This window comes from Paenirhodobacter huangdaonensis, assembly GCF_004022465.1.
GTDB classification, from domain to species: Bacteria; Pseudomonadota; Alphaproteobacteria; order Rhodobacterales; family Rhodobacteraceae; genus Rhodobacter; species Rhodobacter huangdaonensis.
In genome coordinates, this window is sequence record NZ_SAVA01000008.1 from 158,649 (window position 1) to 172,707 (window position 14,059).

Sequence of the window (14,059 nt, forward strand, 5' to 3'; positions counted from 1 at the left end):
GCGGAAACGTCGGGCCGTGAGTATTTTTGCCAGGGAAAAGCCATTGCCTTTTCCTGGTGCCGGGACTCGAATCCCAGGATCAGCGCCGGGAGGCACAGATGGACTATTCGAAATCGGGCGGGGCGAAGGTTGGCAAGAACACGCCGCGCCATGCCGAACACAATGCCAAGGGCTCGGACAAGAACCCCTTCGGCACCGGGGGCAACGCCAAGGCCGAGCTGCTGGCGCGGATGAAGGCCGCGGCGGCCGCCCGCAAGGACGATGCCGCCAAGGAGTGATCAGGCCGGCCGCAGCACCCGTGCCGCCGCCGCCCGCATCGCGCGGGTGAGCGGGGCGAGCGGGGCCGCCAGACGCCGCGCACTCTGCCAGTACAGCGCCACGGCCAGCGGCTCGGGGTGCAGGGGCACGAGCCGGCCGGCCGCGATTGCGCCGCGCACCAGCACCTCGGGGTTCATCCCCCAGCCAAGGCCGAGCTCTGCCGCCTCGACGAAGGCGGTGGTGGAGGCGATGCGATGGGCGCGCAGCGGCGGGCTCTGCCCCGTCACCTGCCGCAGCCAGGCCGCCTGCAACCCGTCCTTCTCGTTGAAGACCAGCGCCGGGGCGCGGGAAAGCGCCGCCGCGCTGAGCCCCTCCGGGAGATGCCGTGCGATGAAGGCGGGCGAGGCGGTCGCAAGATAGTGCAGCGCGCCGAGCGGGCGCACGTCGCAGCCCGGCACCGCCCGCGCCGAGGAGGTCACGGCCGCCACCACCTCGCCGCGGCGCAGCCAATCGGCGGAATGGTCCTGATCGTCGATCACCAGATCGAACAGCCGGTCGGGCACCGCGGCCAGCGCCGGCAGCACCCAGGTGGCAAGACTGTCGGCATTGACCGCGATGCGCAGCACCGGCGCCGCCTCGGGCGGCGCAAGCTCGGCCTCAAGCAGCGCCACCACTTCGGCGTGACGGGCGAGGCGCAGCCCGGCCTCGGTGCCGGTGCAGGGCGCGCCGCGCACGACGAGCACCGCGCCCACCCGGTCCTCGAGCGCGCGGATGCGCTGCGACACTGCCGAGGGGGTGACATGCAGCCGCGCCGCCGCCGCCTCGAAGGAACCGGTGGCCAGCACCGCCGAAAGCGCCTCGAGCGCGGCATAGTCGAACATTAGACATCCTTCATCTGGATTAGTCCAATTCAGTAGCGCTGAACCGCGCCCCGTGCGAGGGATTTCGCCGGAGGTGGCCATGACCCATTCATTCCTTGCCGCGCTGGCGGGCTTTCGCCTTGGCCTTGGCCTGATCGTCGCGATCGGTGCGCAGAATGCCTTCGTGCTGCGCCAGGGGCTGCGGCGCGAGCATGTGTTTGCCGTGGCGCTGTTCTGTGCGCTCTCGGACGCGGTGCTGATCGCGCTGGGCGTCGCGGGTTTTGCCACGGTGACGGCGCGGCTGCCCGGGCTTGCCGAGGCGCTGCGCTGGGGCGGCGTCGCCTTCCTGAGCTGGTATGCGATCCGCGCCGCGCGCGCCGCCTGGGTCGGTGGCGCGGCGCTTGATGTGGGGCAGGGGGCGGCGCCATCGCTGGCCGCGGTGCTGGCGACCGTGGCCGCGCTGACCTGGGCGAACCCGCATGTCTGGCTCGATACCGTGGTGCTTCTGGGCGCGGTTTCGGCGCAGTTCCCAGGTGAGGGGCTGGCCTTCGGTGCCGGGGCGGCCACGGCCTCGGTCCTGTTCTTCTTTGCGCTGGCCTATGGCGCGCGGCTGCTCGCACCGCTTTTCGCCCGGCCCGCGGCCTGGCGGTTTCTCGATGCGGGCGTCGCGCTGATCCTCGCCTCGGTCGCGGTGCGGCTCGCCCTCGGTGCCCTGTAAGCATACAATCGCGGCCTTGCGGCCGTCTGTCGCAGGCCGCAGAACAAGGCATGCGCACGACATCCGCCCCGACCGTCGAAGGACTGGATCGCCCGGTACAGGGCGTGCTGTGGATGCTCGCCACCACGCTCAGCTTCACCGGGGTGAATGTGATCGTGCATCTCCTCGGCTCGTCGGTGCCTGCGGCGCAAAGCTCGTTCATCCGCTTCCTCTGGGGCTGGGTCTTCGTCGCCCCGGCGATCGTGCAGATCGCCCGCAGCCGCTTTCCGGCGCGGGTCTGGGCGCTGTTCGGGCTGCGCGGCTTCCTGCAGGCGACGGCGGTGCTGCTGTGGTTCTATGCGATGGCGCGGATCCCGCTCGCCGATGTCACGGCGATCGGCTATCTCAACCCGATCGTGGTGACGATCGGCGGCGCGCTGCTGCTGGGCGAGGGCTTTGCCTGGCGGCGCGGACTTGCCGTGGCGGTGGCGATCCTCGGTGCGCTGATCATCCTGCGCCCCGGCATCCGCGAGGTGGCGCCGGGCCATCTCGCGCAGCTGTGCGCGGCCTTCTTCTTCGGCATCGCCTATCTGCTGATGAAGCGGCTCACCACACTCGCCCCGGCGAGCGTCGTGGTGGCGATGATGACGGTGATGGTCACGCTTTACCTCGCGCCTTTCGCGCTTGCGGTGTGGAGGCCGATGACACTGGCCGAGGTCGCCTGGCTTGGTGCCACCGCCGCTTTCGCGACGCTCGGCCATTACTGCATGACCCGCGCCTTTGCCGCCGCCCCGGTCGCCGTCACCCAGCCGGTGGCCTTCCTGCAGCTGGTCTGGGCGGCGCTGGCGGGGGCGCTCTTCTTTGGCGAGCGCATCGACCCCTGGGTCATTTTCGGCGGCGCGCTGATCATCGGCGCGATCAGCTACATGACCTGGCGCGAGGCACAGCTGAAGCGGCGCGCCACGCCAACAGTGCCCGAGACCAAGGTCTGAACGCCCGGCACCGGCGCGTGTCCCGGCTGTCGCGTGAGTATTTGGGCCAAGAAAAAGCCCGGTCCGAACGAGAAAGCCCCCCGTCCCTGGTGCGGACGGGGGGCTTTTTCTTGGCAAAAATACTCAGGCCCTCAGCCGGCGGCGCTGCCCTGCGGCGCGATGAGCCGGGCGAGCACGCCCTGCCGGGTGATCCGGCGCCCGCCCTCGATCGCCACCGCATCGACCGTGCAAAGCTGCTCCATCACCGTCCTCACCGGGGTGTCAAGCGGCAGCGGCGTGCCCTCGGCCGGGCCCGGTTCGGCCAGATCGTCGGCGGTCAGCACGCCGAGCGGGTTCATGTGCGCGACGAAATCGGCGACGTAATCGTCGACCGGGTTGGCGATGATCTCGTGTGCGGTGCCGCATTGCACGATCCGACCGCCCTCCATCAGCGCGATCCGGTTGCCGAGCTTGAACGCCTCGTCGAGGTCGTGGCTGACGAAGATGATGGTGCGGTGCAGCTTTGCCTGCAGCTCGAGCAGTTCGTCCTGCAGCTTTGCCCGGATCAGCGGGTCGAGCGCCGAGAAGGGTTCGTCCATCAGCAGGATCGGCGCCTCGGTGGCGAAGGCGCGGGCAAGGCCGACGCGCTGCTGCATGCCGCCCGAAAGCTCGCCGACCTTGCGGTTTGCCCAGTCCGACAGCCCGACGAGGGCAAGCTGCGCATCGACCTTCGCCTGCCGCTCGGCCGGTTTCATCCCGGCGAGTTCGAGGCCGAGGCCGACGTTCTCGCGCACCGTGCGCCAGGGCAGAAGGCCGAATTGCTGGAACACCATCGCGACGCGGGTGAGCCGCAACCGGCGCAGTGTCGCGGCATCGGCATGGGTGACCGAGCTCAGCGCGTTGTCGGCATCGAGGATGCGCACCTCGCCGCGCACCACCGGATTCAGCGCATTGACCGCGCGCAGGAGCGTCGACTTGCCCGAGCCCGAGAGGCCCATCAGCACGAGGATCTCGCCCTCGGCGACCTGCAGCGAGCAATCATGCACGCCCAGCACCTGGCGCGTGGCGTTCTTCACCTCGGAGCGGCTCTGGCCTTTGTCCATCAGTGGCAGCGCCGCCTGGGGCGCGTCGCCGAAGACGATCGAGACGGCGTCGAATTCGACGGCGATGCGGCGGGGGGTATCGCTCATTTCCGGGCCTCCCGGCGCAGCATGCGGTCGAGGATGATCGCGACCACGACGATGATGAAGCCCGACTCGAAGCCGAGCGCGGTGTTGACCGAGTTGAGCGCCCGCACCACCGGCACGCCAAGCCCGTTCGCGCCGACAAGGGCGGCGATCACCACCATGCTCAGCGACAGCATGATCGTCTGGTTCAGGCCTGCCATGATCTGCGGCGTGGCCCAGGGCAGTTCCACCTTCCACAGCACCTGCCGCGGCGTAGCGCCGAAGGCGCGGGCGGCCTCGAGGAGCGATTCCGGCGTCGAGACGACGCCGAGATGGGTCAACCGGATCGGCGCGGGCAGCACGAAGATCACCGTGGCGATCAGCCCGGGCACCATGCCGATGCCGAAGAACACGATCGCCGGGATCAGATAGACGAAGGTCGGCAGGGTCTGCATCAGATCAAGCACCGGCTGCAGTGCCTTGAACAGGCGCGGGCGGTGCGCGGCGGCGATACCGATCGGCACGCCGAGGGCCATGCACACGACACAGGCCGAGAGCACCAGCGTCAGGCTTTCCATCGTCGCCTTCCAGTAGCCCTGATTGAGGATGAACAGGAACCCCGCGGCGACGAGCGCGGTGGTGCGCCAGCTGCGCTGCACGAGCCAGGTGATCGCGGTGAACACGCCCGCCACGATCAGCGGATGCGGTGTTTCAAGCACCCACAGGATGCCGTCGATCAGCGCCTGCATCATCGCGGCGAGCGTGTCGAAGAAGCCGCCGGCATTGTCCTTGAGCCAGTCGAAGATGGTCTTCGCCACCTTGCCGACCGGAATCTTGTTGGCTGTAAGCCAATCCATCGCGCGATCTCCCTTCGCCGCGGTTGGATGGAGGGGCCCTTCCGGAGGCCGGAAGGGCCGGCGAGTGCAGCGCTTACTTCAGCGCGCCGGCGACGGCGGCCGCGGCGTCACCGCCGTCCTTCGTCGTCACGCCGTCGAGCCAGGGGGTCACGACATCGGGATGGGCGGCAAGCCATTCCTTCGCGGCCGCACCGGGCTCTTCCCCGTCATCGAGGATCTTGCCCATGATCTCGTTTTCCATCGGCAGCGAGAAGGCGAGGTTCTGCAGGAACTTGCCGACGTTCGGGCAGTCCGCGACATAGCCCTTGCGGACGTTGGTGTCGACCACCGCGCCGCCGAAATCGGGGCCGAAGAAGTCGTCGCCGCCGGCCAGATAGGTCATCTTGAAATTGGCGTTCATCGGGTGCGGTTCCCAGCCAAGGAAGACCACCGGCTTGCCGGCCTTGTCGGCGCGCGCGACCTGGGCGAGCATCCCCTGTTCCGAGCTTTCGACCAGCTCGAAGCCCTTCAGCTTGAAGGCGTCGCCCTCGAGCATGTCGAGGATCAGCCGGTTGCCGTCATTGCCCGGCTCGATGCCATAGATCTTGCCGTCGAGATCGGCCTTGTGCGCGGCGAGATCGGCAAAATCCTTGATCCCGAGCGCGGCGCCCGCGGCATTGGTGGCAAGGGTGTATTTCGCGCCGGTCAGGTTGGTGCGCACCGTCTCGACCGTGCCGTCGTCGCGATAGGGGGCAAGGTCGGCCTCCATCGAGGGCATCCAGTTGCCGAGGAACACATCGACATCGCCCGAGGCGAGCGCCGAATAGGTCACCGGCACCGAGAGCACCTTGACGTCGGTCTCGTAGCCGAGCGCCTGCAGCACGGTGGTGGCGACGGCGGTCGTCGAGGTGATGTCGGTCCAGCCGACATCCGAGAAGGTCACCTTGTCGCAACCCGCAGCCACGGCGCCCGAGGCAAGGGCGAGCGTGGCGGTGCCGGCCAGAAGAAGGGAACGAAGGATCATGTTGGTCTCCCGTTGGTAGCCCAGATTCAGGGTCAGGCGTTTTTGTTGATTGACGAGTCAATAAACTTGCCTGTAGCTCCGGATGGCAAGGACTTTTTTCAAGGTGGGTCGCAAACCATGCCGAAGCTGGGGGCAGAGCCTATTCGACGGGCAGCACTGGTGAAAGCCACGATCGAGACCGTGGGCGAGGCGGGCTCGCTTGAAGTCACGGTCGCGCAGATCGCACGGCGGGCAGGGATGAGCTCGGCGCTGGCGCATCACTACTTCGGCTCGAAGGAACAGATCTTCCTTGCCGCGATGCGCTCGATCCTGACGCTTTACGGCGCCGAGGTGCGCGGCGCGCTCTCGACCGCGACGACGGCCGAGAGCCGGCTGCGCGCGATCGTCTCGGGCAGCTTCGCGCCCGGCAGCTTCCGCCGCGAGACGATCTCGGCCTGGCTGAACTTCTACGTTCTGGCGCAGACCCTGCCCGAGGCGCACCGGCTGCTGCGGGTCTATCAGCGCCGGCTGCGCTCGAACCTGCGCCACGAGCTGCGCCCGCTGGTGGGCGCGCGGGCTGAGGCGGTGGCGCGCGGCCTCGGCGCGCTGATCGACGGCGTCTACATCCGCGCGGCGCTCGCCGATGGCGCGCCGGACCGGGCCTATGCGCTCAAAATCGTTACGGAATATCTGGATCGCGAACTGGAGGTGCGGGAATGAAGGCACAACCGAAGGCAAGCCATTTCGTCAATGGCGACTGGCTCGAGGACACGGCCGGGGCGCCGATCGAGGTGATCTATCCGGGCACTGGCGAGGTCATCGCGCGGCTGCATGCGGCGACGCCTGCGGTGCTCGAGGCGGCGATTGCGGGCGCGGTCGCGGCGCAGGCCGACTGGGGCCGGCGCCGCCCCATTGAGCGGGCGCGGGTGCTGATGAAGGCGGTCGAGATCATCCGTGCGCGGGGCGAGGAGCTGGCGCTCCTCGAGACCCTCGACACCGGCAAGCCGATCCAGGAGACCCGCGTCGCTGACTGGCCCTCGGGCGCCGATGCGCTCGAGTATTTCGCCGGTCTCGCGCCCACGGTGACCGGCGAGACGATCCCGCTGGGTGGCGATTTCGCCTATACGATTCGCGAGCCGCTGGGCGTGTGCGCGGGCATCGGCGCGTGGAATTATCCGAGCCAGATCGCCTGCTGGAAGGCTGCGCCGGCGCTCGCGCTTGGCAATGCGATGGTGTTCAAGCCCTCGGAGGTCACGCCGCTCGGCGCGCTGAAACTTGCCGAGATTTTGATCGAGGCGGGGATGCCGGCGGGCCTCTTCAACGTCGTGCAGGGGCGCGGCGCGGTTGGCGCGGCGCTGGCGACTGATTCGCGAATCGCCAAGGTCTCGCTCACCGGCTCGGTGCCGACCGGGGCGAAGGTCTATGCCGCGGCGGCGGCCGGGATGAAGCATGTGACGATGGAGCTGGGCGGCAAGTCGCCGCTGATCGTTTTTGACGATGCCGATCTCGACAGCGCGGTCGGCGCCGCGATGCTGGGGAATTTCTATTCCTCGGGGCAGATCTGCTCGAACGGCACGCGGGTCTTCGTGCAGCGCTCGGTGAAGGAGGCGTTCCTGAGCCGGCTTGCCGCGCGCACCGCGAAGATCGTCGCGGGCGATCCGCTGGCCGAGGACACGCAATTCGGCCCGCTGGTCTCGGCCGCGCAGCACGAGAAGGTGCTGGGCTATATCGAGAGGGCAAAGGCCGAGGGCGCGCGGCTGGTCTGCGGCGGGTCTGCCGGCAACGAGGGGCCGCTTTTCGTGCAGCCCACCGTTTTCGCCGATGTCACCGATACGATGACGCTTGCCCGCGAGGAGGTCTTTGGTCCGGTGATGGCGGTGCTCGATTTCGAGACCGAGGAGGAGGTGATCGCGCGCGCGAACGGCACCGAATTCGGGCTGGCCGCCGGTGTCTTCACCGCCGATCTCGCCCGCGGGCACCGGGTGATCGGGCAGCTCGCGGCCGGCACCTGCTGGATCAACGCCTATAACCTGACGCCGGTCGAGATGCCCTTCGGCGCGGTCAAGGCCTCGGGCCTCGGGCGCGAGAATTCGCGCGCCGCGGTCGAGCATTACACCCAGGTGAAGGCGGTCTACGTCGGCACCGGGCCGGTCGACAGCCCCTATTGAGGAGGGGGCTCCGCCCCCGCCCTGACGGGCCCCCCGGAGTATTTGGACCAGGAAAAGCAGGGCCGGCAGGCCAGAGGACACGGCGATGGAAGCGGATTATGTGATTGTCGGGGCGGGCTCGGGTGGTTCGGCGCTGGCCTACCGGCTGACCGAGGCGGGCAGGACGGTGATCATCATCGAGCATGGCGGCTCGGACGCCGGGCCGTTCATCCAGATGCCGGCGGCGCTGTCCTATCCGATGAACATGGCGCTCTATGACTGGGGCATGAAGAGCGAGCCCGAACCGGGCCTTGGCAACCGGGTGCTGGTGACGCCGCGCGGCAAGGTGATCGGCGGCTCGTCCTCGATCAACGGCATGGTCTTCGTGCGGGGCCACGCCTGCGATTTCGATCATTGGGCGGAGAGCGGCGCGACCGGCTGGAGCTATGCCGACGTGCTGCCCTATTTCAAGCGCATGGAAAGCTGGCACGGCGGCGATGACGGCGGCGATGCCGCCTGGCGCGGCCAGTCCGGGCCCCTCCACGTCACCCGCGGCCCGCGTGCAAACCCGCTCTTCGGCGCCTTCGTCGAGGCGGGGGCGCAGGCCGGCTATCCGGTGACCGGCGATTACAACGGCCGTCAGCAGGAAGGCTTCGGCGCGATGGAGGCGACGATCTGGCAGGGCCGGCGCTGGTCGGCGGCCAACGCCTATCTGCGGCCGGCGCAGAAGGGCGGCAAGCTGACCATCGTCCGCGGCCTTGCGCGGCGCGTGGTGATCGAGGATGGCCGCGCCGTGGGCGTCGAATACGAGCGCGGCGGCAAGGTCGCGGTGCTGCGCGCCCGCGCCGAGGTGGTGCTGGCGGCAAGCTCGCTCAACACGCCGAAACTGCTGATGCTGTCGGGCATCGGGCCGGCGGCGCATCTCGCGGAACACGGCATCGCGGTGGTTGCGGACCGGCCGGGCGTCGGTGCGAACCTGCAAGACCACCTCGAGGTCTACATGCAGTTCGCCGCGGCCCAGCCGGTGACGCTCTACAAATACTGGAACCTCTGGGGCAAGGCGGCGATCGGCGCGCAATGGCTGCTGACGAAGCGCGGCCTTGGTGCCTCGAACCAGTTCGAGGCCTGCGGCTTCATCCGCTCGGACGCCGGGGTGAAATACCCCGACATCCAGTATCACTTCCTGCCGATCGCGGTGCGCTACGACGGGCGCGCTGCGGCCGAGGGGCATGGCTTCCAGGTCCATGTCGGGCCGATGCGGTCGAAGTCGCGCGGGGCGGTCACGCTGCGTTCGGCCGATCCGCGCGAGAACCCGGTGATCCGCTTCAACTACATGTCGCACCCCGACGACTGGGCCGAGTTCCGCAAGTGCATCCGCCTGACGCGCGAGATCTTTGCCCAGCCGGCGATGGCCGGTCATGTGAAGCACGAGATCCAGCCGGGCCGCGACGTCGCCTCGGATGCCGAGATCGACGGCTTCATCCGCGCGCATGCCGAAAGCGCCTTCCACCCCTGCGGCACGGCGCGGATGGGGCGGGCGGACGACCCGGGGGCGGTGGTCGACCCGGAAGGCCGCGTGATCGGGGTGCGGGGGCTGCGCGTCGCCGACAGCTCGGTCTTCCCGCGCATCACCAATGGCAACCTGAACGGGCCCTCGATCATGACCGGCGAGAAGATGGCTGACCATATCCTGGGCCGGCGCCTGCCCGCCGAAAACCTCGAGCCCTGGATCAACCCCGACTGGGGCCACGCGCAGCGCTGAGGAGACCCACAGGATCTGGCTTGCATCCCGGGGCTGTTCCGCCATATCTGGGGCATGTTCAGGTTTTGTTTACTCCTTGCCCTCTGCGCCGGTCCGGCCTTCGGGGCGATGCTCGACGGTCCGGTGCGGGTGATCGACGGCGACACGCTGGAAATCTCCGGCGAGCGGGTGCGGCTTTTCGGCATCGACGCGCCCGAGCATGACCAGCGTTGCACCGATGCGGCGGGGCGGCCCTGGGCCTGCGGCGCGCGGGCGACCGAGGCGTTGCGCGATCTGACCCGGGGCCGGGCGGTGCGCTGTTCGGGTGAGGAGCAGGACCGCTACGGCCGGCTGGTGGCGCGCTGCACCGTCGCCGGGCGCGATCTGGGCGCGGCGATGGTGCACGACGGCATGGCCTTCGCCTATCGCCGCTATTCGCGCGACTATGTCGGGGCGGAGGAGCAGGCGAAGGCGGCCCGGCGCGGGATCTGGGCGGGTGCGGCCGAGAACCCCGCTGCGGTGCGTGCGGCCGCGCCGCCGGCGCAGGCGGCGCCCGGCGGCTGTGCGATCAAGGGCAATATCTCGTCGCGCGGGCGGATCTATCACCTGCCGGACGATCGCAGCTATGCCAAGACCCGGATCAACACCGCAACGGGCGAGCGCTGGTTCTGCACCGAGGCCGAGGCGCGCGCTGCGGGCTGGCGTCACGCCGGCGACTGAGGCGCGCGCCTTGGCGCCGTGGACAAGCGCTCCGCCGCAGCGCAGAGTTGCCGCCAGTCCTTTCGGGAGAATGTCATGGATGCAAAGTTGCGCACCCTGGCCGAGCGCCTTCTCGGCAAGCCGGTCGAAGAGCTGAGCGAACGCGACCGGCGCGTGCTGAGGCGGGTGGCCGAGAAGGCCACGATCTCGCGCGATCTGAGCGTCGAGCACGGCAGCCTTGGCGAGCGCGTCGCCGACCGGGTGGCGGCCTTCGGCGGCTCCTGGACCTTCATCTTCATCTTCCTCGGGGGCCTTGTGGCCTGGGTGGTGCTGAACACGCTGCTGCTGTTCACGCCGCTCGACCCTTACCCTTTCGTCTTCCTCAACCTGATCCTGTCGATGGTGGCGGCGTTCCAGGCGCCGGTGATCATGATGTCGCAAAACCGCCAGGCCGAGAAGGATCGCGAGGCGGCGGCGCATGACTACGAGGTGAACCTGAAGTCCGAGCTCGAGATCATGCGCCTGCACGAGAAGCTCGACGACATGCGGCTGGTGGCGATCGAGGGGCGGTTCAAGGAGCTCGAGGCACGGCTCGAGGAAATCGCGACAGCGCTGAATACGTCGCCGCGGGTTTGACACGGGTCAAGGCCGGCCCGGCGTTTTCGCGCTAAGCTCTTGATGAAATTCAAAGAGGGAGACGCCAGATGTCCAACACGCCGCACACGCTGCAGGAAGAATTCCCGTTCGAGATCGAGAAACTGCGGGCGCTGAAGGGGGCAGACGCGCGTTTCGCGAAGCTGCTTGAGGAGTATGACGCGATCAACGACCGGGTGCACCGCGCCGAGACGCATGTCGATCCGGTCGAGGAGCTGGCCGAGGTCGAGCTGCGCAAGCAGCGTGCCGCGATCAAGGACGAGATCGCGCGGATGCTCGCCACCGCCTGAGGCCGGCCGGGAGGAACGGAAGGGCCCCGGGGAAACCCGGGGCCCTTTCGTGTCAGGCGATGTCGTAGGGCAGCAGGCCGCGGCGGTCCGGGTCGACGCGCAGCCGCCGTTCCAGCGGCGGCACCGAGCGCTGGTGGCAGTCCTTGCGCTCGCAGATCCGGCAGGAGATGCCGATCGGCTGATAGGCGCGGGGGTTCGTCAGCTCCATGTCGTCGGCATAGACGAGGCCGCGGGCATGGCTGACCTCGCAGCCAAGACAAATCGCATAGCGCCGCACCGGCGCGGTGAAGGAGCCGCCCGATTTCGACACGTCGCGCGCCAGGCACAGATAGCGCACGCCGTCGGGCGTCTCGGCCAGCTGGCGCAGGAAGCGGGTCGGCGTCTCGAAGGCCTGGTGCACGTTCCACAGCGGGCAGGCGCCGCCGAAGCGGGCGAATTGCAGCCGCGTCGCCGAGTGACGCTTGGTGATCGTGCCGGCCTGATCGACGCGGACGAAGAAGAAGGGGATGCTCTTCGCGCCCGGCCGCTGCAGCGTCGAGAGCCGGTGTGCCACCTGCTCGATCGAGGCGCCGAAGATGTCGGCGAGGCGCTCGAGGTCGTGGCGGGTTTCCTGCGCGGCCTCGAGGAAGGCGCGATAGGGCATCAGCGCGGCGCCGGCGAAATAGTTCGCAAGCCCGATCTTGGCGATCGCGCGGGAGGTCTCGGACTGGAACCGGGCGAGGTCGAGCGTGGCGTCGATCAGCTCGTTCTGGGTGATCAGCGCGACCTGGTGCAGCAGCTGGAAGGCCTGTGTCGGGCGCCCGGCATGCGAGGAGATGCGCAGCGTCTCGCCCTCGCGGGTGCGCAGCGCCGAGATGTCGGAAAACTGCACGTCGACGCCGCGCTTCGCCAGCACCTCGACGGCCCGGGAAACCGGGTCCAACCTGTTGCCATTCGGGCAGGAAAAGCGCTCGGCCGCGCGATCAACCGCATCGAGGTAATTGTCGCAATAGTGAAAGAAGTCGCGCACCTCTTCCCAGGGGCTGACGACCGTCTGCGCGCCTTCGCGGCCCAAAGCCTCGTCCAGCGAGGCGAGCCGTTCATGCGCTTGGCGATAGGCGCGGTGCAGCTCGAGAAACGACCGCGCCAGCGCCGGCGCATTCGAGGCGGTCAGCCGCAGATCGGCGAGCGGCGGCGCGCCATCGGCAAAGACCGGGTCGGCGAGCGCCTCGCGCATGTCGCTGACCAGCCGCTCGGCATCGCCGGCCGAGAGTTCGGTCACGTCGAGCCCGAACTCGCCCGCAAGCGCCAGCACCACCGTCGCCGAGACCGGACGGTGGTTGTTCTCCATCTGGTTCAGATAGGGCAGCGAGACGCCGAGCCGGTCGGCGAAGGCCTTCTGCGTCAAACCGAGCCGCGCCCGGGTCTCGCGCAGCTTCACCCCGGCGTAGAGTTTCTGAGTCGCCATGGCGCCCCTCCCTTTGCAAAGCCAGTCCTAGCTTTGCAAAGGTCTGACGTCAAATCCCGAGGACGCGGCGCCGGCGCAGGTGGACCCAGCCGATCGCAGCGACCGAGCCGGCCGAGCAGGCGGCCATCAGCACGACGAGCGGCAGTGCCCCGGTGCCGGGGCCGAGGATCAGCCCCGCGACCGAGGAGGCGATGGCCCCGCCGCCGATGGTCAGTGTTGCGCCAAGGCCCGAGGCGGTGCCGGCGAGCTCGGGGCGGACGGTCATCAGCCCGGCATTGGCCGAGGGCAGCGACAGCCCGTTGCCGATGCTGGTCAGCCCGACCGTGCCGAAGAAGAGCACCGGGTGGTGCAGGCCCGCCGCCTCGGCGGCAAGCGAGAGGGCAAGAATGGCGGTGGCGAAGAGGGCGCCGATCAGCACCATCCGGTCCATGCCAAGGCGCGTGGCGAAGCGGCCCGAGAGGAAATTGCCGATCACATAGCCGCCCGCCGGGACGGCGAAGAAATAACCGACCTCGGCCGGGCTCAGCCCGAACACCTGCGCGCCGACGAAGGGGGCGCCACCGAGATAGGCGAAATAGACCGCCGAGGCGAGCGCGGCCGACAGGCTGTAGCCCCAGAAGCGGTGCGAACGCAGCAGCACCGGATAGCCCGCCAGCTGGTCGCGGAAGGGCACGCCGCCTGCGCTCAGCGTCTCGCCCAGATCGGTCCAGACGAGGGCAAGGGTGAGCGCGCCGAGAACGAAGAGCAGCAGGAAGCTCGACCGCCAGCCGAAGGCGACGTCGAGAAAGCCGCCGACCACCGGCCCGACCATCGGCACCAGCGCCATGCCCATGGTGACATAGCCGATCATCGAGGCGGCCTCGGGGCCCGGGAACATGTCGCGCACCGCGGCGCGCGACAGCACGAAGGAGGTGGCGATCACCGCCTGCGCGAAACGCGCGGCAAGGAAGGTCTCGGCGGAGGGCGCCAGCAGCGTGCCGAGCGAGGCGAGGGTGAAGATGGCATAGACCGCGATCAGCACCCGGCGCCGGCCGAAGCGGTCGGAGATCGGCCCGATCACCAGTTGCAGCAGCGCCGAGACCCCGAGATAGGCCGAAACGGCAAGCTGCATCACCGCGTAATCCACGCCGAAATGCTGCGCCATCCCGGTCAGCGAGGGCAGGAACACGTTCATGCTGAGCGCCGCGAGCCCGGACACGAGCACGAGGGTAATGATATTGGGCGGGGAATGACGGTTCAGAAAGGCCATGGCTCAGCGCTAGGGGGCGGGGCGGGCTTTGTCCATCGCGG

15 protein-coding genes are annotated in these 14,059 nt (G+C 68.8%); 9 read left to right on the forward strand and 6 right to left on the reverse strand.

What is annotated here, in order from left to right:
* Positions 1–98: 98 nt before the first annotated feature.
* Complete coding sequence (locus EOW66_RS14320; protein WP_128156990.1) at positions 99–278, forward strand: hypothetical protein; 180 nt, start codon at positions 99–101, stop codon at positions 276–278.
* On the opposite strand, the gene EOW66_RS14325 is transcribed toward EOW66_RS14320, so the two are convergent.
* Positions 279–1,139, reverse strand: a complete 861-nt coding sequence (locus EOW66_RS14325; RefSeq protein WP_128156991.1) for a LysR family transcriptional regulator ArgP — start codon at positions 1,137–1,139, stop codon at positions 279–281. It lies immediately after the preceding gene.
* Positions 1,140–1,218: 79 nt separating this feature from the next.
* Between EOW66_RS14325 and EOW66_RS14330 the strand changes: the two genes are divergently transcribed.
* Both EOW66_RS14330 and EOW66_RS14335 read left to right on the forward strand, forming a co-directional pair.
* Positions 1,219–1,836: a LysE/ArgO family amino acid transporter gene (locus EOW66_RS14330; RefSeq protein ID WP_128156992.1), complete on the forward strand. Its 618-nt coding sequence runs from the start codon at positions 1,219–1,221 to the stop codon at positions 1,834–1,836.
* 50 nt (positions 1,837–1,886) lie between these two features.
* A complete protein-coding gene (locus EOW66_RS14335) occupies positions 1,887–2,807 on the forward strand; it encodes a DMT family transporter (protein WP_239017596.1) in 921 nt (306 codons plus the stop codon).
* Positions 2,808–2,938: 131 nt separating this feature from the next.
* On the opposite strand, the gene choV is transcribed toward EOW66_RS14335, so the two are convergent.
* The 3 genes from choV to choX form a co-directional block, all read right to left on the reverse strand.
* Positions 2,939–3,976, reverse strand: a complete 1,038-nt coding sequence (gene choV / locus EOW66_RS14340; RefSeq protein ID WP_128156993.1) for a choline ABC transporter ATP-binding protein — start codon at positions 3,974–3,976, stop codon at positions 2,939–2,941.
* Complete coding sequence (gene choW, locus EOW66_RS14345) at positions 3,973–4,809, reverse strand: choline ABC transporter permease subunit (protein WP_128156994.1); 837 nt, start codon at positions 4,807–4,809, stop codon at positions 3,973–3,975. Before choW ends, choV begins: the two co-directional genes overlap by 4 nt.
* A gap of 73 nt (positions 4,810–4,882) precedes the next feature.
* Entirely contained in the window at positions 4,883–5,812 is a 930-nt protein-coding gene (choX, locus tag EOW66_RS14350; protein ID WP_128156995.1) for a choline ABC transporter substrate-binding protein, read from the reverse strand.
* A 117-nt stretch (positions 5,813–5,929) separates the two neighbouring features.
* Between choX and betI the strand changes: the two genes are divergently transcribed.
* The 6 genes from betI to EOW66_RS14380 all read left to right on the forward strand — a co-directional run bounded on the left by betI (position 5,930) and on the right by EOW66_RS14380 (position 11,322).
* Positions 5,930–6,511 (forward strand): choline-binding transcriptional repressor BetI, encoded by a 582-nt coding sequence (gene betI / locus EOW66_RS14355; RefSeq protein WP_113899022.1) that lies wholly within the window; start codon positions 5,930–5,932, stop codon positions 6,509–6,511.
* Entirely contained in the window at positions 6,508–7,959 is a 1,452-nt protein-coding gene (betB, locus tag EOW66_RS14360) for a betaine-aldehyde dehydrogenase (RefSeq protein ID WP_128156996.1), read from the forward strand. Before betI ends, betB begins: the two co-directional genes overlap by 4 nt.
* 85 nt (positions 7,960–8,044) lie before the next feature.
* Positions 8,045–9,700, forward strand: a complete 1,656-nt coding sequence (betA, locus tag EOW66_RS14365; RefSeq protein ID WP_128156997.1) for a choline dehydrogenase — start codon at positions 8,045–8,047, stop codon at positions 9,698–9,700.
* Between the two features lie 108 nt (positions 9,701–9,808).
* Positions 9,809–10,399 (forward strand): thermonuclease family protein, encoded by a 591-nt coding sequence (locus EOW66_RS14370; RefSeq protein WP_239017597.1) that lies wholly within the window; start codon positions 9,809–9,811, stop codon positions 10,397–10,399.
* Between the two features lie 75 nt (positions 10,400–10,474).
* Positions 10,475–11,014 (forward strand): DUF1003 domain-containing protein, encoded by a 540-nt coding sequence (locus tag EOW66_RS14375; RefSeq protein WP_128156999.1) that lies wholly within the window; start codon positions 10,475–10,477, stop codon positions 11,012–11,014.
* Positions 11,015–11,082: 68 nt separating this feature from the next.
* Positions 11,083–11,322 carry a YdcH family protein gene (locus tag EOW66_RS14380; protein WP_128157000.1) on the forward strand — a complete coding sequence of 80 codons (240 nt, stop codon included), beginning with the start codon at positions 11,083–11,085 and terminating at the stop codon, positions 11,320–11,322.
* Positions 11,323–11,374: 52 nt separating this feature from the next.
* Here EOW66_RS14380 and EOW66_RS14385 read toward each other — a convergent pair whose 3' ends face one another.
* Entirely contained in the window at positions 11,375–12,769 is a 1,395-nt protein-coding gene (locus tag EOW66_RS14385; protein WP_128157001.1) for a helix-turn-helix domain-containing protein, read from the reverse strand.
* 49 nt (positions 12,770–12,818) lie between these two features.
* Complete coding sequence (locus tag EOW66_RS14390) at positions 12,819–14,018, reverse strand: multidrug effflux MFS transporter (protein WP_128157002.1); 1,200 nt, start codon at positions 14,016–14,018, stop codon at positions 12,819–12,821.
* Between the last annotated feature and the right edge of the window lie 41 nt (positions 14,019–14,059).

What these genes read in the sequence shown, in the direction of transcription:
- EOW66_RS14375 (WP_128156999.1), top strand. Translation starts at nt 10,475, where the DNA reads ATGGATGCAAAGTTGCGCACCCTGGCCGAGCGCCTTCTCGGCAAGCCG.
- betB (WP_128156996.1), top strand. Translation starts at nt 6,508, where the DNA reads ATGAAGGCACAACCGAAGGCAAGCCATTTCGTCAATGGCGACTGGCTC.
- EOW66_RS14380 (WP_128157000.1), top strand. Translation starts at nt 11,083, where the DNA reads ATGTCCAACACGCCGCACACGCTGCAGGAAGAATTCCCGTTCGAGATC.
- betA (WP_128156997.1), top strand. Translation starts at nt 8,045, where the DNA reads ATGGAAGCGGATTATGTGATTGTCGGGGCGGGCTCGGGTGGTTCGGCG.
- choX (WP_128156995.1), bottom strand. Translation starts at nt 5,812, where the DNA reads ATGATCCTTCGTTCCCTTCTTCTGGCCGGCACCGCCACGCTCGCCCTT.
- EOW66_RS14390 (WP_128157002.1), bottom strand. Translation starts at nt 14,018, where the DNA reads ATGGCCTTTCTGAACCGTCATTCCCCGCCCAATATCATTACCCTCGTG.
- EOW66_RS14325 (WP_128156991.1), bottom strand. Translation starts at nt 1,139, where the DNA reads ATGTTCGACTATGCCGCGCTCGAGGCGCTTTCGGCGGTGCTGGCCACC.
- betI (WP_113899022.1), top strand. Translation starts at nt 5,930, where the DNA reads ATGCCGAAGCTGGGGGCAGAGCCTATTCGACGGGCAGCACTGGTGAAA.
- EOW66_RS14385 (WP_128157001.1), bottom strand. Translation starts at nt 12,769, where the DNA reads ATGGCGACTCAGAAACTCTACGCCGGGGTGAAGCTGCGCGAGACCCGG.
- EOW66_RS14320 (WP_128156990.1), top strand. Translation starts at nt 99, where the DNA reads ATGGACTATTCGAAATCGGGCGGGGCGAAGGTTGGCAAGAACACGCCG.
- choW (WP_128156994.1), bottom strand. Translation starts at nt 4,809, where the DNA reads ATGGATTGGCTTACAGCCAACAAGATTCCGGTCGGCAAGGTGGCGAAG.
- EOW66_RS14330 (WP_128156992.1), top strand. Translation starts at nt 1,219, where the DNA reads ATGACCCATTCATTCCTTGCCGCGCTGGCGGGCTTTCGCCTTGGCCTT.
- choV (WP_128156993.1), bottom strand. Translation starts at nt 3,976, where the DNA reads ATGAGCGATACCCCCCGCCGCATCGCCGTCGAATTCGACGCCGTCTCG.
- EOW66_RS14335 (WP_239017596.1), top strand. Translation starts at nt 1,887, where the DNA reads ATGCGCACGACATCCGCCCCGACCGTCGAAGGACTGGATCGCCCGGTA.
- EOW66_RS14370 (WP_239017597.1), top strand. Translation starts at nt 9,809, where the DNA reads ATGCTCGACGGTCCGGTGCGGGTGATCGACGGCGACACGCTGGAAATC.